This is a genomic window from Kitasatospora sp. NPDC058243 (genome assembly GCF_042882025.1).
GTDB lineage: Bacteria > Actinomycetota > Actinomycetes > Streptomycetales > Streptomycetaceae > Kitasatospora.
Genome location: NZ_JBHVWW010000062.1, coordinates 42,613 through 58,916, shown reverse-complemented (window position 1 = coordinate 58,916; position 16,304 = coordinate 42,613). Strand labels below are relative to the sequence as shown.

General features: G+C 74.1%; 15 protein-coding genes. 9 read left to right on the top strand and 6 right to left on the bottom strand.

Translation table 11 applies throughout. The annotated features are described in order from the left end of the window. Positions 1-132: 132 nt before the first annotated feature. From ACFVX9_RS30995 to def, 3 genes are all read right to left on the bottom strand, one after another. Positions 133-2,544, bottom strand: a complete 2,412-nt coding sequence (locus ACFVX9_RS30995) for an SAM-dependent methyltransferase (RefSeq protein WP_387984695.1) — start codon at positions 2,542-2,544, stop codon at positions 133-135. Between the two features lie 28 nt (positions 2,545-2,572). Beyond that, positions 2,573-2,830, bottom strand: coding sequence for a hypothetical protein (locus ACFVX9_RS30990; protein ID WP_380487759.1), 258 nt, complete (start codon positions 2,828-2,830; stop codon positions 2,573-2,575). 228 nt (positions 2,831-3,058) lie between these two features. After that, a complete protein-coding gene (gene def / locus ACFVX9_RS30985) occupies positions 3,059-3,655 on the bottom strand; it encodes a peptide deformylase (RefSeq protein ID WP_387984693.1) in 597 nt (198 codons plus the stop codon). A gap of 83 nt (positions 3,656-3,738) precedes the next feature. Between def and ACFVX9_RS30980 the strand changes: the two genes are divergently transcribed. The 3 genes from ACFVX9_RS30980 (at position 3,739) to ACFVX9_RS30970 (ending at position 6,528) form a co-directional block, all read left to right on the top strand. Beyond that, positions 3,739-4,320: a helix-turn-helix domain-containing protein gene (locus tag ACFVX9_RS30980; protein ID WP_387984691.1), complete on the top strand. Its 582-nt coding sequence runs from the start codon at positions 3,739-3,741 to the stop codon at positions 4,318-4,320. Positions 4,321-4,527: 207 nt separating this feature from the next. After that, positions 4,528-5,319 carry an aminoglycoside N(3)-acetyltransferase gene (locus ACFVX9_RS30975; RefSeq protein WP_387984689.1) on the top strand — a complete coding sequence of 264 codons (792 nt, stop codon included), beginning with the start codon at positions 4,528-4,530 and terminating at the stop codon, positions 5,317-5,319. Positions 5,320-5,616: 297 nt separating this feature from the next. Further along, a complete protein-coding gene (locus ACFVX9_RS30970) occupies positions 5,617-6,528 on the top strand; it encodes an LLM class flavin-dependent oxidoreductase (protein WP_387984687.1) in 912 nt (303 codons plus the stop codon). A gap of 62 nt (positions 6,529-6,590) precedes the next feature. Here ACFVX9_RS30970 and hemC read toward each other — a convergent pair whose 3' ends face one another. The 3 genes from hemC to ACFVX9_RS30955 form a co-directional block, all read right to left on the bottom strand. Next, the gene (hemC, locus tag ACFVX9_RS30965; protein ID WP_063347045.1) at positions 6,591-7,526 is read right to left on the bottom strand and encodes a hydroxymethylbilane synthase; all 936 of its coding nucleotides are present in this window, start codon (positions 7,524-7,526) and stop codon (positions 6,591-6,593) included. Positions 7,527-7,662: 136 nt separating this feature from the next. Further along, positions 7,663-9,972, bottom strand: a complete 2,310-nt coding sequence (locus ACFVX9_RS30960) for an ABC transporter permease (protein WP_380487748.1) — start codon at positions 9,970-9,972, stop codon at positions 7,663-7,665. After that, positions 9,969-10,721: an ABC transporter ATP-binding protein gene (locus tag ACFVX9_RS30955; RefSeq protein ID WP_380375709.1), complete on the bottom strand. Its 753-nt coding sequence runs from the start codon at positions 10,719-10,721 to the stop codon at positions 9,969-9,971. The genes ACFVX9_RS30960 and ACFVX9_RS30955 overlap by 4 nt, the downstream gene beginning before the upstream one ends. Before the next feature lie 189 nt (positions 10,722-10,910). Between ACFVX9_RS30955 and ACFVX9_RS30950 the strand changes: the two genes are divergently transcribed. The 6 genes from ACFVX9_RS30950 (at position 10,911) to ACFVX9_RS30925 (ending at position 16,243) form a co-directional block, all read left to right on the top strand. Next, positions 10,911-11,738: a sensor histidine kinase gene (locus tag ACFVX9_RS30950; RefSeq protein WP_387984685.1), complete on the top strand. Its 828-nt coding sequence runs from the start codon at positions 10,911-10,913 to the stop codon at positions 11,736-11,738. Then, the gene (locus ACFVX9_RS30945; protein WP_380487744.1) at positions 11,735-12,469 is read left to right on the top strand and encodes a response regulator; all 735 of its coding nucleotides are present in this window, start codon (positions 11,735-11,737) and stop codon (positions 12,467-12,469) included. The genes ACFVX9_RS30950 and ACFVX9_RS30945 overlap by 4 nt, the downstream gene beginning before the upstream one ends. A 168-nt stretch (positions 12,470-12,637) precedes the next feature. Next, positions 12,638-13,843, top strand: coding sequence for a cytochrome P450 (locus ACFVX9_RS30940; RefSeq protein ID WP_387984683.1), 1,206 nt, complete (start codon positions 12,638-12,640; stop codon positions 13,841-13,843). Between the two features lie 127 nt (positions 13,844-13,970). Beyond that, positions 13,971-15,128, top strand: coding sequence for a type III polyketide synthase (locus ACFVX9_RS30935; protein ID WP_380375715.1), 1,158 nt, complete (start codon positions 13,971-13,973; stop codon positions 15,126-15,128). Next, complete coding sequence (locus tag ACFVX9_RS30930) at positions 15,125-15,709, top strand: NUDIX hydrolase (RefSeq protein WP_380375717.1); 585 nt, start codon at positions 15,125-15,127, stop codon at positions 15,707-15,709. The genes ACFVX9_RS30935 and ACFVX9_RS30930 overlap by 4 nt, the downstream gene beginning before the upstream one ends. A 111-nt stretch (positions 15,710-15,820) precedes the next feature. Continuing rightward, positions 15,821-16,243 (top strand): SHOCT domain-containing protein, encoded by a 423-nt coding sequence (locus ACFVX9_RS30925; RefSeq protein WP_380375718.1) that lies wholly within the window; start codon positions 15,821-15,823, stop codon positions 16,241-16,243. The last annotated feature ends 61 nt before the right edge of the window (positions 16,244-16,304 follow it).

Genomic DNA, 16,304 nt, shown 5'->3' with positions numbered 1-16,304 from the left:
CAGACAGCATGGATCAACGACCCCAGCAAGCGCAGGGAACCCGCCCCACAAACCTCCTAACATCCCGACCGTCTCACTGGACTTGAAATCTTCCGCCGGGGCAGCACCCGGCCCGGGACTGGAGGCGCGGGGCTAGAGGCCCGCCTCCCAGAGTGCGCGCCGCACCGTGTGCAGGGCGGTGGCGGACTGCTCCCAGCCGTGCCACCAGAACAGGCCGCCGCCGTGGCTCGCCTCTGCGGCGAGCGCCGTCAGGTGCGCCCACGGCCCGGCCGGGAGGCCGAACTGCGGGCGGGCGGCCAGGCGTTCGGCCTGTTCGGCGGCGACCGGCACCATGCCGACCACCGGCAGCGGTGGGCCGTCGGGCGCGCGGCCGGTGCCGGTGCCGGTGCCGGTGCCGGTGAGCATCGGGTGCAGGGTGATCGGGTCGAGCAGCAGGGTCAGTTCGGCGGACGGCAGCGGTGCGGGGCCGTCGCGCCAGGTGAGGCGTCTGCCGGTGAACTCCGCATGGAGGAGAGGCTGTTCGTCGAGGGTGATGCCGTCCTCGGCCACCCTCAGCTCCGCGCCGCGGCCGCCCGGCAGCTGCACCCGGTAGCAGCCGTACAGATACGGCGGCACGGTCGATGCCGCCACGGCCTGGGCGTAGGGGACGGCGACGCCGTCCACCTCGAAGCCCGCCGGGCCGACCACGACGGCGGCCGCCGCGGGCACGCCGCCGACCGTGACACGGACCCGCAGCGCCGGGCCGTCCTCGCCCGGCCCGACGGAGACGACCAGTTCGCGCCCGGCCTCGTCCGCCGCCCGGTAGTCGCCGACCAGGTCGGCGAGCGGCGGCACGTCGGGCAGGGCGTACTCGGCGAGTTGCACCGAGAACTCCGCCGCCGCCACCCGCCCGGCGGGCCACACCGCGCCGACCAGCCGGCGCCGCCCGTCCCGGCCGACCTCGGTGCGCAGTTCGCCGCCGCAGTCGTTGCCGTCCTCGACCCGCCAGCGCAGCACACCGTGGTCGTGGCGCGGGGCGGTGATCCGCCGGCCGTTGACGTGGATCCGGTGCCGGGGCGGGTCGGTGGCGCGGCCCAGGACGTAGACGTCGAGGTCGCCGTCCGGCGTGCCGTACAGGCCCGTCCACGGGTACAGGGCCTCGGCGAGGACGGTGTCCAGGTCGCGCCGGATGCTGCTCCCGTCGACCCCGAGCCCGCCGCCCCCGGGCCCGCCGTCGCGCACCGACCGGAGCAGCGCGCGCGCCTCGGACTTGCGGGTGAGCAGGGTGCGCAGCCGCCGCGCCGCCTCCGGGGTCGGCCGCCGGTAGCGGCCCTTGGCGGCGGCCTGCATGGCCGCGTCCTCACGGCGGGCCAGCAGGGCGCGTTCGGCGTCGGCGAGGTCCGGCGGCGCCCAGGACGCCACCGCCGCCTCGGGCTCCCGGACGAAGCGTTCGCGCAGGGCGCCGTCCTCCCCCAGGGCGAGGACGAAGCGGGCGGCGGGCGTGTCCTCCTGCCAGTGGTAGCCGCCGGGGACGTGGAAGTCCGTGAAGCCGTCGAGGGCGGCGAGTTCGCGCGGCCCGTACTCGTCGATGTTCCGGACCGGGCCGGTGGGCGGCCGCACGGTCTGGCCGGGCCGGATCAGGCCCAGCCGTTCGAGCATCCGCGGATCGGCCGGGGCGGCAACGGCCGGCGGGAGGTACCAGGTGGAGGCGCTGGTGACGGTCCGCTGCACGGCCCGGTCCCGGAGCCCGGCGACGGTGTGCCGGTCGGTGACGGGGGCGGTGCCCCGGTAGCGGGCGCCGATGTAGTTGACCACGGGGTGGTCCGGGCCGTAGACCTCCTCCAGCCGGTCGACCAGGACGGGCAGCCGGTGGTTGAAGAACCCGGTTCGCTGGTAGCCGAGTTCGCCGACCAGCCCGACCTGCCAGAGCACCAGGTGCAGGCCCGGGTCGATCCGCCGGCCGCGGATCAGCAGGTCCGAGGCCTCGAAGGTCTGCATGCCGGGGCTGCTCGGATCCACGCCGAGGTCGGCGCACAGGACGTCCAGCGCGCTGATCCCCGGACGCATCACGGCCGCATGGCCCTCTCGGCGGGCGATCCGGACGGCGCGGTGGCTGGAGAGGACGAACACGCCCGGGTGGCCGTAGAAGACCGCCGCCACCCGCCGCCCGGCCCGGACGAAGTGCAGGATCGCCTCGGACATCTGCACGTACGTCAGATAGCGGTCCTTGGCGTCGTCGTAGAGGACGCCGAGGTCGTAGGAGTCGGGCCGCCAGGCCTTGATCCGCACCACCGTCACCGGGTCGGCGACGCAGTGGAAGACGTGGTCCGCCTCGCGGAGCAGCCGCTCGTCGGCGCGGGTGAACCCGGCCGCCTCGATGCCGGAGCCGAGCACGGTCAACTCGCCCCTGGGCGTGGCCGGTTCGGCCGTCTCGCCGTCCCGCTCGGGGCGGCGCGGCCCGGGGCTGGCGGCGATGGCCCGGGCCAGCTCCGCCCAGCGGTCCTCGTGCTGGCGGCGGGTCGGGAAGCGGTCGAAGGGGCGGCCGTACGGGCGGTTCGGGTCCATCGGGCGGCGTCAGTCGGTGTCGGCGGCGTCAGGCGACATCGACGGCGAAGTCCAGCTGGACGACCTGCGGCGGGGGATCCATCAGGCCCGGGGCCTCCACCTCGAAGTCCATCTGGGTGATCTGCGGCGCGGGCTCGGTCAGGATCGGGCTGGCCAGGTCGAAGTCCGTCCGGCCGACCTGGCGGAAGGGCCGGTCCGCGGCGGTGTCGGCGTCCAGCGCGAGATCGGCGTCCACGTCGATGTCGACGACGTCGAAGGCCAGGCTGCTTGCGGTCGCGGTAGGCACTCGACAGTCACTCGTCCCTTCGGAGCCACGGGCGTCGGCGAGTTCATGTTACCGAACGCCAGTTCGCGCCGACAGCCCCGCAGGGGCGGCTGCGGTCGGGTGGGATGGGGGCCGCAAAGGAACGCGGCCATCTCACCCGACACGTCTACGCCGAATGCCGACAGTCCCCGGCTGTCCAGGTGCGCCACCCCCGGACCGGCGCGCGCCCAGGGCTCTGGTCGGGCGCGGTCAGCGGGAAGACGACCGGGCCGCCCGGGCGGCCCGCTGGGCCCGCTGGGCGAAGACGTCCTCCCGGCGGTCGGCGGTCTGGCGCAGGACGCGCTTGCGGTCCCGGCCGGACAGCCGGTCGATGTACAACTGCCCGTTCAGGTGGTCGGTCTCGTGCTGGAGGCAGCGGGCGAAGTAGCCGGTCCCCTCGATGGTGACGGCGGCGCCGTACTGGTCGAAGCCGTGCACCACCACCTCGGCCGGGCGGGCGAGTCCGGTGCTGGCGCCGGGGACGGAGAGGCAGCCTTCGGTGTCCTCGATCAGCCGGCGGCCTGGCTCGCGGGGCTCGACGACCGGGTTGAGCACGTGGCCGACGTGCCGGACGCCCTGGTCGTCGCGGCAGTCGTAGACGAAGAGGCTCAGGTCCACGTCCGCCTGGTTGGCCGCGAGCCCGCAGCCGTCGGCGACCTGCATGGTGGCGAACATGTCCTCGATGAGGCGGGCCAGCCGCTCGCTGCCGTAGTCCTCCCCGGTCGCCGGGCGGCAGGTGCGGCGGAGGATGTCCTCCCCCACCTCGGTGATCCGCAGGACGGTCGGGCGTTCACGCAGTTCGGACATCGGCGCTCCCTCGTCGACACCGTCGACACGACGGCAAGGATGACGGCTTGTCATCGACTTTGCAAAGTAGCAGACTTTGCAAAGTGACCGAAGACGCAAAAGACGCCAAAGATGCCGACGACACCGAAGACCTCACCGCGCCCCCCGCCACCGGCGCCCTCCCCCAACACCCCGTACGCACCGCGATCCTCGGCCTCCTCGCCGAGAAGGCCGCCCTCACCTCCACCGAGGCCGCCGCCGCCACCGGGTACAGCTCCGGCCTGTGCTCCTTCCACCTACGGCAGCTGGCCCGTCACGGCCTCATCGAGGAGGCCCCCGCCACCGACGGCCGCGCCCGCCCCTGGCGGCTCCCGCAGCAACCACACCAACCCCACCAGCCCGCCGCAGCCGACGAGTTCGGGGAACTCGCGCGCGGCCTGGAGGACGAGAGCTACCAGCGCTGGCTCGCCCACCGCGACGCGGCCCCGGCGGACTGGCGGCAGGACGAGGCGTTCAGCACCGTCCTCTACCTGACCCCAGCCGAACTGGCCGCCGTCGGCGAGGCCGTCCGCCAGGTGCTGACCCGCTACCGCGACCGCGAGACCGACCCCGCCGGCCGTCCTGCCGGCGCCCGCCCGGTCGCCGCCGTGGCCCGCCTCTTCCCGCTCCTCCCGGACGGGCACTGACGGGCACTGGCGGGCACCGAGGAGCGCCGGAGTCCGCCGCCCGGTGCTTCGCGGTGATCCTCCTCCGCCCCCGAACCCAAAGCAATGGTCAAGACCAAATGGTCGAGACCAATTTGGCGACGCGTCAGAGACGGCACGCGGGCGGTGTCCAGGCGAGGGAGATAAACCCGCTGGCGCACCCGGCCCACCAACCCGCAAGCTGGCCCGATGCGCGTCAACGGCCCCCTCTGCACCCGCCAGTCCCTCGCCGCCGACCTGCGTGCCGCCGGGGTCGAACCCGGCGGCACGCTGCTCGTGCACTCCTCGCTGCGCTCCCTCGGCTGGGTCTCCGGCGGGCCGGTCACCGTCGTCCAGGCCCTGCTCGACGCCCTCGGACCGACCGGCACCCTCGCCGTCCCCACCCACACCGGGGACAACTCCGACCCCGCCGGCTGGTCCAACCCGCCGGTGCCGGAGGCCTGGTGGCCCGACATCCGGGCGTCCTGGCCCGCGTACGACCCGCAGGTGAGCCCCACCCTGGGCATGGGCGCCATCCCCGAAACCGTCCGGACCTGGCCCGGCGCCCGGCGCAGCGCCCACCCGCAGACCTCCTTCGCCGCCCTCGGCCCGGGCGCCGCCGAGACCACCGACGGACACGCCCTCGACTGCCTGCTGGGCGAGTCCAGCCCGCTCGCCCGGCTGGAGGACCGCGACGCCCAGGTCCTGCTGCTGGGCGTCGACTTCGGCTCCTGCACCTCCTTCCACCTCGCCGAATACCGCGTCCCGGGCCCGAGCGAGGACATCTCCTTCGCCACCCTCACCCCCGAGGGCCGCCAACGGCTCACCGTCCGCGACCGGGCCATCTGCGCCGACGACTTCGCCGAACTCGGCACCGCCTTCGAGGCCGACCACCCGAAGGCCGTCCGCCACGCCACGGTCGGCGCCGCCACCACCCGCCTCTTCCGCCTCCGCGACGCCGTCGCCTACGCGCAGCACTGGCTGCCCGAGCACCGGGCGTAGCGGTCGATCCGCCCCCAGGGCCGGGTCGGGTGGGAGCTCTCCGGCGCCGCGTCCGCCTCCGGCACGCCGCCGGGAATCTTGACGAATCGCCAGTTGCCCGGCGATTCCCGGGCATCATTCCAGGCACGGACGCGCGGGGAACGGCGTTGGACCCGGGAAACACCTCGCGCAACCGTCGCCGCACTCCGACTAGCACGCTCCCCGGAACGACGAGCCGCAGGACGGGGAGCAGGGCCGCGCGCGGGCCCACGGAGGGGCGGCGCCCGTATGCGGCCTGCCCTCCGGAGGATGATCCCCATGCAGCCCGACCCTCAGCCCGCCTCGCAGCCCGACCCGCAGGCCTCCCCGCAGGCCGTCAAGATCGGCCTCGGTCTGCCCCTCCAGGACCCCGTCCTGCTGTTCGAGTGGGCCCGGCGGGCCGACGCCGGCCCGTTCAGCACGCTCGGCCTGGCGGACCGGGTGGTGTTCGACAACCCCGAACCGCTGGTGACGCTGGCCGCCCTGGCCGGCGCCACGTCCCGCGTCCGCCTGCAGACCGAGGTGCTGCTCGCGCCGCACCACGTCCCCGCGCTGCTCGCCAAGCAGACCGCCACCCTGGACCTGCTCTCCGGCGGGCGGTTCACGCTCGGCCTCGGCGTCGGCGGCCGGGAGGACGACTTCCTGGCCGCCGGCATCGACCCGCGCCGCCGGGGCCGGCTCCTGGACGAGCGGATGGCGGTGCTGCGCCGCCTCTGGGCCGGTGAGCCGTTCAGCGAGGGGGTCGGCCCGGTCGGGCCCGCGCCTGCGACGCCGGGCGGCCCCGAGGTGCTGTTCGGCGGCTTCGCCCCGGCCGCGCTGGACCGGGTCGGCCGGTTCGGGGACGGCTTCCTCGGCGCGGGAGTGCCGCCGGAGGCGATGGCCGGGCTGTTCCAGGACGTCGAGAACTCCTGGCAGCGGCACGGCCGGGACGGCCGGCCCCGGCTGGTCGCCCAGGCGAACGCCGTCCTCGGCCCGGCGGAGACGGTCGAGCAGGCCCGGCGCAACATCCGCGCGTACTACGAGTCCAGCGGCCGCGCCGACCGGATGGAGGAGGGCCTGCTCACCACGCCGGAGGCGATCCGGGCCGCCGTGGCCGGTTTCACGGCCATCGGCGCGGACGAGGTGATGCTGTACTGCTGGTCCCCCGAGGTGGACCAGGTGGACCGCTTCGCCGAACTGCTGTTCCGGTAGCGGTCGGTCGCAGAGGCGGGGATCGGTGCGGGATGCTGGAAATCAGTGCGGGATGCCGGGGATCAGTGCGGGATGCCCGCGATCAGCTCCTGCGCGCCCTGCCGCTTGAGCGCCAGCGCCGTGGAGGTGCCGAGGTCCTCGGGGCTGAGTGCGCCGGCCCACTCGTGGGCGTCCAGCACCTGCTTGCCGTCCGGGCTGAAGACCCGGCCGCGCATCGAGAGCCGGCCGTCCGGTTCGGCCCTGGCGTAGCCGGCGATCGGGCTGTTGCAGTGGCCCTGGAGGACGTGCAGGAACATCCGCTCGGCCGCCGCCTCGCGCCAGGTGTCGCGGTGGCCGAGCGCGGCGACCGCGTCGACGGTGACGACGTCGTCCTCGCGGCACTGCAGGACGAGGATGCCGGCGCCGATCGGCGGGCACATCGCGTCGAGGTCCAGGATCTCGGTGATCCGCGCCTGCTCGCCGATCCGCTCCAGCCCGGAGGCGGCGAGCAGCAGCGCGTCGGCCTCTCCGGCGGCCAGCTTGGCCAGCCGGCTGTTGGCGTTGCCGCGGATCGGCACGCACACCAGGTGCGGGTGGGAGGCGGCGAGTTGGGCGACCCGGCGGACGGAGGAGGTGCCGATCCGGGTGCCGGGCGGCAGTTCGGCGAGGGTCAGGCCGCCGGGGTGGACGAGGGCGTCACGGATGTCGTCGCGGCGCAGGTAGGCGGCGAAGACGGTGCCGGCGGGCAGCGGGCGGTCGGCGGGCACGTCCTTGAGGCAGTGCACGGCGACGTCGGCCTCCCCGGCGAGCAGCGCGGCGTCGACCTCCTTGGTGAACGCGCCCTTCCCGCCGAGCCGGGCGAGGTCGCCCATCCAGCGGTCGCCGGAGGTGGTGACCGGCACCACCTCGGTGCGCAGGCCCGGGTGCAGGGCGGCGAGTTCGGCGCGGACCCGCTCGACCTGGGCGAGCGCCATGGGCGAGGAGCGGGAGACGATGCGGATCAGCTCAGCGGTGGCCATGGCGCGATGATAGGCGCTCGAACGCCGGGCCCTGACCCGGCGTCAGCCATGCGGCCGAAGGCCCGTCGGACGGCACCCGGACGGCCGGGCGGCGAACCGTCCGACCGTCCGTGTGCCGCCCGCGTGTCGGCCGCGCTCACTCGTTGTGCAGCACCTCGGCGATCGGCAGCCGGGCCGCCGAGCGGGCCGGGACGAGGGCGCCGAGGACGGCGATCGCGACGCCCGCCAGCGCGAGCCCGGCGAGCAGCGGGGCGCCCCAGACGTCGATCATGTGCTCCGGGAAGGCCAGGATCCGGACGTTCTCGGCGATCAGCCGGTGCACCACGATCCCGAGCGGGATGCCGATGACGCCGCTGAGCGCGCCCTGCCAGGCCACCGAGGTGACCGTCATCGCGACGACCTGGCGGGGCGTCATGCCGATGGACTTCAGCATGCCGATGTCCCGGCGGCGCTCGCGGATGGTGAGCAGCAGGGTGTTGAAGACGCCGAGCGAGGCGACCACCGACAGCAGGACGGTGAAGACCGTGCTGAAGGTCTGGATCGCGACGACGGGCCCCACCGAACTCGCGGTGACCACCGAGGGCGTCAGGCTCGGGTCGGCGGCCGTGACCGCCTTCCGGTAGGCCGCGGTGTCGGCGCCGTCGGCGAGCCGCACGTCGTACTCGACCGTGTGCGGGTCGGGGGTGAGCTCGGCCCGGGTGGCGTCGTTGGAGGTGATCGCGTTCGCGTTGCCCTGGATCTCCTCGCCGACGATGGTGACGGCCAGCTGTCGGCCCTCCAGGGTCAGGGTGATCCGGTCGCCGAGCCTGAGCCCGCGCTGGTCGAGGAAGGCCGGCCCGGCCTGGACCTCGTCCGGCCCGGTCGCCGGGCGGCCCTTGACCACCCGCAGCCACCTGGTGGCGGCGATGTCGTCGCCGCCGTAGAAGTCCATGAAGACGGGCTGGGTGTGGCCGACCACGCCCACCCGGACCAGCCCCCGGGTGACGACCTGCGCGGCTCCGGGGGTGGCGCGCAGCATCGCCTCGGTCTGGGCCGGGGTCAGCCGCGGCTCGGTCGGGTTGCTCTGGAAGTGGCCGGTCTGCACGTTGACGTGGGTCTTGTCGTCGGCCGGGGCCATGCTCCTGGCCAGGGTGCTGCTCAGGCCGGTGGTGACCGTCACGGTGACCACGCCGAGCACGATCGCCGCCATGGTCAGCGCCGTCCGGCCCGGGCGGGCGAAGGGCTGGCCGAGGCCGAGGCTGACGGCGCGCGGCAGCCGGGTGCCGCTCAGCCGGCGCTGGACCTTCAGCCCGCGCCCGGTGCGCGGCGCGCTGCCGGCCGAGATCGCCTGGGCGGCGGAGAGCCGGTGGGCGCGCGAGGCCGGGACGAACGCGGCGGCGACGACCAGCAGCGGGACGCCGACCAGGGTGGCGGCGGGCAGCCAGCCGGCCGGCTCGATCACGGCGGTGCCGGTCGAGATGCCGCTGAAGGCGGTCTCCAGGATCGGGTACGCCCCCGTCCAGCCGGCCGCCGTCCCGAGGACCGTGCCGACGACCGCGGGCACCGAGACCATGGTCAGGTAGACCGTGACCACCTGGCGCGGGGTGAAGCCGATCGACTTCAGCACGCCGATGTGCCGGTAGCCGGAGACCACCGCGCCGCTCACCACGTTGCCGACGATCAGCGCGGCGACGACCAGACCGAGCACGCCGAAGACCGTCATCAGCGGCAGGTAGGCGTCGGCGCCGGCGGAGAAGGCCTGCTTGAGCACCAGGTACGACTGCGCGCTGGCGAGCGCGCCCCCGGGCAGGCCCTCGGTGGCCGTGCCCAGGGAGGCGGTCAGCTGCTGTTCGGTGTCCGCGTCGGCGAAGCGGTAGAGCATCTGACGGCCGGTGGGGTGCAGGGCGGCCGCCTGCTCGGGGACGACCCAGCCGCCGGCGGACTGGCTCATGCTGCCGGCGAAGCCGACGATGGTGAGCTTCAGCCCGGTGGCGGTGGTGAGCGACGTGCCGAGGAGCTTCGTCGCGGCGCCGCCGCCCGGTTGCTGGATGACCACCTCGCCGGGCGCCGTGGCCCAGCGGCCGCCCAGCATCTGCACCCGGTCCACCGGCCCGGCCGGGTCGGCCCGGCCGACCAGGGTCAGCGGGCCCGGCGGGCGGCCGACCCAGTCGGTGGGGATCTCCACCACGGCCTGGTCGAACGGCCCGGCGGCCGCCTCCACGCCCGGCCGGTGGGCGGTGGCGGCCAGCTGCTCCGCCGAGGCCCTGGCCGGGTCGAAGGCGGTGACGACGTGGGCGCCGCGCTCGGCGGCGAAGGCATCATCGAAGGGCGCCCGGGCGGCGCTGATCACCGCGAGGGCGAGCAGCACGGTCGTGGTGGAGCAGAAGACGACCAGGCCGATCACGAAGGTCTGCACCCGGCGGCGCTTCACGGCCGCCCGGGAGGCCCGCCACACGGCGCCGGTCATGCGGACGCCTCCAGGGCCCGCTCGCGCGCCACCTTGCCGTCCGCGACCTCGACCAGGCGGCTGGCGCAGCGGGTGGCCAGGTTGGGGTCGTGGGTGACGATCAGCAGGGTCTGGCCGATCTGGTTGAGGTCGATCAGCAGGTCCATCACCTGCTCGCCGGAGCGGCTGTCCAGCGCGCCGGTCGGCTCGTCCGCGAGCAGCAGCGCCGGGCGGTTCATCAGGGCCCGGGCCACCGCGACCCGCTGGCGCTCGCCGCCGCTGAGCGCGGCCGGGTAGGTGTCCTTGCGGTGCGCGACGCCGAGTTCGTCCAGCAGTTCCAGGGCGCGGCGGCGCGCCTGGCGGGCCGTGGTGCCGGTCAGCTGGGCGGCCAGGGCGACGTTGTCGAGGGCGGGCAGGTCGTCGATCAGGTTGAAGAACTGGAAGATCATGCCGATGTGGCGGCGGCGGAACAGGGCCAGCCCGGTCTCGTTCAGCTGCCCGAGGTCCTGGCCGTGCACCCGGACGGTGCCGGAGGTCGGCCGGTCCAGCCCGGCGACCATGTTCAGCAGGGTGGACTTGCCGCACCCGGAGGGGCCCATCACGGCGACCGCCTCGCCCGCCCGGATCCGCAGGTCGACGCCGTCGAGCGCCTTGGCGTCGCCGAACTCCTTGTGGACCCCGGACAGCTCGACGACGGCCTGCGCGTCGTCCGGCGGGGTGGTCCCGTCGTGGTCGTTCGGCGGGGTGGTCCCGTCGTGGTCGTTGCTCATGGTGGACGACGGTAGGCGCGGGCCCCCGGGCCCGGCGTCCCACCCGGGGTGTAGCCGGGGCGGCCGTAGTACCCGGGATGTACGCGGGCGGCACCCCCGGATGATGTCGATCATGGCGTGGGCTGGGAAACTGGCGGTGTGTGGGGAACGGGGACGAACTGGGCCGCCGTAGCGGTGGCGAGTGCGGCGGTGGCGGGTACGGCGGTCGCGGGGGCCGGCTGGCTGGGCGTCGCGCTCGCCCGGGCGCGGCGGCTGCACCGGGCGGCCATCGGCGAGCGCGGCTGGCTGCTGGAACGGGAGCGGGAGAGCGCCGCCCGTACCGCCGTGGACACCGAACGGGCACGCATCGCGGCCGAGTTGCACGACATCGTCAGCCACAACGTGAGTCTGATGGTGGTCCAGGCCGGGGCCGCGCGCGAGGTGATCGCCACCATGCCCGCGGAGGCGGCGGCGGCGATGGGCGCCGTCGAGGCCGCCGGGCGCGACGCGATGACCGAGCTGCGGCACCTGCTCGGGCTGCTCGCCCCCGCCGCCGACGGCACCGAGGAGGAGGCGGCGGACGGTTTCGCGCCGCAGCCCAGCCTGAGCCGGCTCGGGCCGCTGATCGACCGGTTCGCCTTCGCCGGGCTGCCGGTGGAGGTGCGGATCTCGGGCGAGCCGAGACCGCTGCCCGGCGGCGTCGACGTGACGGCGTACCGGATCATCCAGGAGGCGCTGACCAACGCGCTCAAACACGGGGACGGGGTGACGGCCGAGGTGACGGTGCGCTACGCGGACCACTACCTGCGGGTGGAAGTGCTCAACAGCGGGCCGAGCGTGCTGGCGGGCGCCCACGCCGCGCCCGCGCGGCCAGCCGACGCCGTGCCCGCGCAACCCGCCCGGCCGGCCGACGGCGCCGGGCGCGGGCTGCTCGGCCTGCGCGAGCGCGTCGCCGTGTACGGCGGCGACCTCGACGCCCGGCGCCGGCTCGGCGGCGGCTACCGGGTCCGCGCCCGCATCCCGCTGGACCGGCCGTGACCGGGGCCGAGGTGCAGCGGGGGCCGGAGCAGCAGCCGGAGCGGGAGCGCCGCCCCCGGGTGGTGATCGCCGACGACCAGGAGCTCGTCCGCACCGGCTTCCGGATGATCCTCACCGCGCGCGGCATCGACGTGGTCGCCGAGGCCGCCGACGGCGCCGAGGCGGTGGCGGCCGCCGTCGCGCACCGGCCCGACGTGGCGCTGCTGGACATCCGGATGCCCGGCATGGACGGCCTGGAGGCCGCCCGCCGGATCCTCGCCCGGGCGCCCGGCTGCCGGGTGATCATGCTGACCACCTTCGACCTCGACCACTACGTCTACGCCGCCCTCGCCGCCGGGGCCAGCGGCTTCCTGCTCAAGGACGTCACCTCCGCCCATCTCGCCGCCGCCGTGCGCCTGGTGGACACCGGGGACGCCCTGCTCGCCCCCTCGATCACCCGGCGGCTGGTCGAACGCTTCGCGGCCGGCGCCCCGCGCCCCGCCCCCGGCGCCGACGGCCCGCCGCTGCACCGCAACCTCGCCCCGCTCACCCCGCGCGAGGCGGAGGTGCTGGCGCTGCTCGGACGCGGGCTGTCCAACGCCGAGTTGGCGGTGGAACTGACGCTCAGCGAGTCGACGGTGAAGACGCACGTCGCCCGGATCTTCGCCAAGCTCGACCTGCGCGACCGGGCCCAGGCGGTCGTCCTCGCGTACGAGACCGGGCTGGTCTCACCAGGGGGCAGTGTCAACTGATGTTCAGTCAACTCCATTGATTCGCATGACAATCATCTAGCTAACTCGTTAGAGGTAACTCCCGGTCCGATTCACATTTTTGCCATTTCATGGGGGAACATCTCTCTGTCCGCGCCCGAACGAGAAATGACCGTTCGGGCGGCATTTTCAAGACATTTGGACAGGCCCGTGACTACCTCCGCCCCCGTGTGGGACTGCCCCTTCAACCACACCGACGGCCTGGAGTTCGACCCGCTCCTCAAGCGGCTGCTCACCGAGGCCCCGATCGCCAGGATCCGGCTGCCGCACGGCGAGGGCGAGGCCTGGCTCGCCACCCGCTACGAGGACGTCCGGATCGTCACCACCGACCGGCGGTTCAGCCGCGCCGCCGGCATCGGGCGCGACCTGCCCCGGATGACGCCCGCCCCGATCGCCCAGGCCGAGGCGATCAACCTGATGGACCCGCCGGGCCACAACCGGCTGCGCCGCCTCGTCGCCCAGGGCTTCACCAACCGCCAGGTCGAGCGGATGCGCCCGGCCACCCAGCGGATCGTCGACGGCTACCTCGACGAGATGGCCGAACACGGCTCCCCCGCCGACCTGGTGCACTTCCTCTCCAGCCGGCTCCCGCTCACCACCATCTGCGAACTGCTGGACATCCCCGAGCAGGACCGCTCCGAACTGCGCGGCCACGCCGTCGCCATGATGACGATGGGCCCCGGCAGCCGGGCCGGCCAGGAAACCGCCAAGGCCGCGCTGCGCGGCTACTTCACCGAACTGACCGCCGCCCGCCGCGCCCACCCCGGCGAGGACCTGATCAGCGCCCTCGCCACCGCCCGCGACGGCGACGAACTGCTGGACGACCAGGAGCTGGCCGTCATGGCGATGGTCCTGCTGGTCACCGGCCACGACACCAGCACCTACCAGCTCAGCAACATCACCTACACCCTGCTCACCCACCCCGAACAGCTCGCCAAGCTGCGCGCCCAGCCCGACCTGCTGCCGCGCGGGCTGGAGGAGCTGCTGCGCTTCATCCCGTTCCGCCAGGGCGTCGGCATCGCCCGGGTCGCCACCGAGGACGTCGAGCTGGGCGGCGTGCTGATCCGCGCCGGCGAGGCCGTCCACGTCTCCTACCTCGCCGCCAACCGCGACCCGGCGATGTACGAGCGCCCCGACGAACTCGACCTCGACCGCGGCGCCCCCACCCACATGGCCTTCGGCCACGGCCAGCACCACTGCCTCGGCGCGCACCTGGCCCGGATGGAACTCCAGGTCGCCATCGGCACCCTGCTGCGGCGCTTCCCCGGCCTGCGGCTCGCCGTCCCGCCGTCCGAACTCGACTGGCACACCGGGTCGATCTGGCGCTACCCCCGCACCCTGCCGCTCGCCTGGTGACCTCCTCCCCGCGCCACCGGCTCCGCCACGGAGCACCCGCGCGGCGCCCGTCCGACGCATCCGTAGGCCGCCTGCCCGGGCCGCTCGCCAGCCCGCCCGGCCAGGCCACCCAGGGGAGACCCGCACCATGGCAACACTCTGCCGCCCGGCCATCGCCGTACCCGAGAACGTCATCACCCTCGACCAGACCCTCGATCTGGCCCGCAGCCTGCACGCCGGCCACCCGCAACTCGCCCTCGCCCTGCGGCTGATCGAGAACACCGGGGTGCGGACCAGGCACCTGGTCCAGCCGATCGAGCAGACCCTCACCCACCCGGGCTTCACCGCCCGCAACGCGGTCTACGAGCGGGAGGCCAAGCTCCGCGTCCCCGAGGTGGTCGAACGGGCCCTGGGGCACGCCGAGTTGGGCGCCCGGGACATCGACCTGATCATCTACGTGTCCTGCACCGGCTTCATGATGCCGTCGCTGACCGCCTGGCTGATCAACGCCCTGGGCTTCCGCTCCGACACCCGCCAGATGCCGATCGCCCAGCTCGGCTGCGCGGCCGGCGGCGCCGCCGTCAACCGCGCGCACGACTTCTGCCGCGCCTACCCGGGCGCCAACGTGCTGATCGTGTCCTGCGAGTTCTGCTCGCTCTGCTACCAGCCGACCGACCTCGGCGTCGGCTCGCTGCTCTCCAACGGCCTGTTCGGGGACGCCGTCGCCGCCGTGGTGATGCGCGGACACGGCGGCACCGGCGTGCACGTCGAGCGCAACGGCTCGCACCTCGTCCCGGACACCGAGAACTGGATCTCCTACGGGGTCAAGGACACCGGCTTCCACTTCCAGCTGGACAAGCGGGTGCCCGGCACCATGGAGATGCTCGCCCCGGCGCTGCGCGGCCTGGCCGTCGAACACGGTTGGGACGTCTCCGGGTTGGGCTTCTACATCGTGCACGCCGGCGGCCCGCGCATCCTCGACGACCTCTGCCACTTCCTCAACCTGGAGCCGGCCACCTTCCGGTACAGCCGCGCGACGCTGACCGAGCGCGGCAACATCGCCAGCGCCGTCGTCTTCGACGCGCTCGCCCGGCTGTTCGCCGACGGCGGCGTGGCCGACGGCACCACCGGCCTGATCGCCGGTTTCGGGCCGGGCATCACCGCCGAGATCTCGCTGGGGAGTTGGGTCGGCGAGCCGGTCGAGGCCGCCCGCCGACGGCCGCGAGCCATCTCCACCTCGGACATCACACTCGTCCATCCGAGCGCCCCCCGGCGTTTCCCGGCCGGCACTACGATCACCGAATGACCGACACCACGCACCAGGCGGACACCGACGACAGATCCGCCGAACTCGCCACCCTCTTCCCCGCGTTGCACGCCCCGCAGTACTGGACCTGGGGCCGGTACGACGCGCTGTTCTCCACCGTGCTGCCGCCGGACGAGCTGGTGACCAACATCCACCTGGTGGGCTTCACGGACGACAAGGTGGTCCTCTGCCGGGACGACCGGGACCACTGGTTCCTGCCCGGCGGCACCCGGGAGCAGGACGAGAGCATCGCCACCTGCCTGGCGCGCGAGCTGCGCGAGGAGGCCGGCGCCCGGCTGCTCGGCGAGCCGGACTGGCTCGGCGCGCACCGCTGCCGCACCGAGGACCCGACGCCGTACCGGCCGTGGCAGCCGCACCCGGAGAAGGCGTGGCTGTGGGGCTGGGCGGAGGTCGCGGTGGACTCGGCGCCGACCAACCCGGCGGACGGCGAGCAGGTGGTCGAGGTACGGGCGGTGCCGGCGGGCGAGGCGCAGCGGCTGCTGCTGGCCGGGCACGACGCCTGGTGGGGCGAGCTGATCGGGCTGGCCGTGGAGCTGCGGCGGCGGGCCGGGCGGGGCTGATCCCCCGCCCCTCCGAGCCCCCTCTCCGAGATATTCCCGCCGGGCCGGAAGACCACTGGAACGGCCGAACAACAGAGAGCATTGTCCGTTTTGCGGTGATATGACTCGGCCATGGACACCAACATGCTGGCCGTGGACTACCCGGTGCTCAACATCTTCTGGACGATGCTGGAGCTGTTCCTCTGGATCCTCTGGTTCTTCCTGCTGTTCAAGATCATCACGGACATCTTCCGCAGCCACGACCTGGGCGGCTGGGCCAAAGCCGGCTGGCTGCTCCTGGTGATCGTGCTGCCGCTGATCGGTGTGCTGGCCTACGTGATCGCCCGCGGGAAGTCGATGAGCGAGCGGGACGCCGCCCAGGTCCGGCAGAGCGAGGCCGCCGTCAAGGCCTACATCCGGGACGCGGCCGGAACCGGCGCACCCGGGGGCAGCGGCAGCCACGTCGACGACCTGGCGAGACTGGCGGACCTGAAGGAGAAGGGCGCCATCTCCGAGGAGGAGTACCAGAAGGCCAAGGACAAGCTCCTGGCCTGACCCGATCCGACCCGCACGGCGGCCGGGGCCGGCGGACGCGCAGACGTCCACCGGCCCCGGC

What these genes read in the sequence shown, in the direction of transcription:
- ACFVX9_RS30955 (WP_380375709.1), bottom strand. Translation starts at nt 10,721, where the DNA reads ATGAGCAACGACCACGACGGGACCACCCCGCCGAACGACCACGACGGG.
- ACFVX9_RS30975 (WP_387984689.1), top strand. Translation starts at nt 4,528, where the DNA reads ATGCGCGTCAACGGCCCCCTCTGCACCCGCCAGTCCCTCGCCGCCGAC.
- hemC (WP_063347045.1), bottom strand. Translation starts at nt 7,526, where the DNA reads ATGGCCACCGCTGAGCTGATCCGCATCGTCTCCCGCTCCTCGCCCATG.
- ACFVX9_RS30925 (WP_380375718.1), top strand. Translation starts at nt 15,821, where the DNA reads ATGGACACCAACATGCTGGCCGTGGACTACCCGGTGCTCAACATCTTC.
- def (WP_387984693.1), bottom strand. Translation starts at nt 3,655, where the DNA reads ATGTCCGAACTGCGTGAACGCCCGACCGTCCTGCGGATCACCGAGGTG.
- ACFVX9_RS30995 (WP_387984695.1), bottom strand. Translation starts at nt 2,544, where the DNA reads ATGGACCCGAACCGCCCGTACGGCCGCCCCTTCGACCGCTTCCCGACC.
- ACFVX9_RS30970 (WP_387984687.1), top strand. Translation starts at nt 5,617, where the DNA reads ATGCAGCCCGACCCTCAGCCCGCCTCGCAGCCCGACCCGCAGGCCTCC.
- ACFVX9_RS30935 (WP_380375715.1), top strand. Translation starts at nt 13,971, where the DNA reads ATGGCAACACTCTGCCGCCCGGCCATCGCCGTACCCGAGAACGTCATC.
- ACFVX9_RS30960 (WP_380487748.1), bottom strand. Translation starts at nt 9,972, where the DNA reads ATGACCGGCGCCGTGTGGCGGGCCTCCCGGGCGGCCGTGAAGCGCCGC.
- ACFVX9_RS30930 (WP_380375717.1), top strand. Translation starts at nt 15,125, where the DNA reads ATGACCGACACCACGCACCAGGCGGACACCGACGACAGATCCGCCGAA.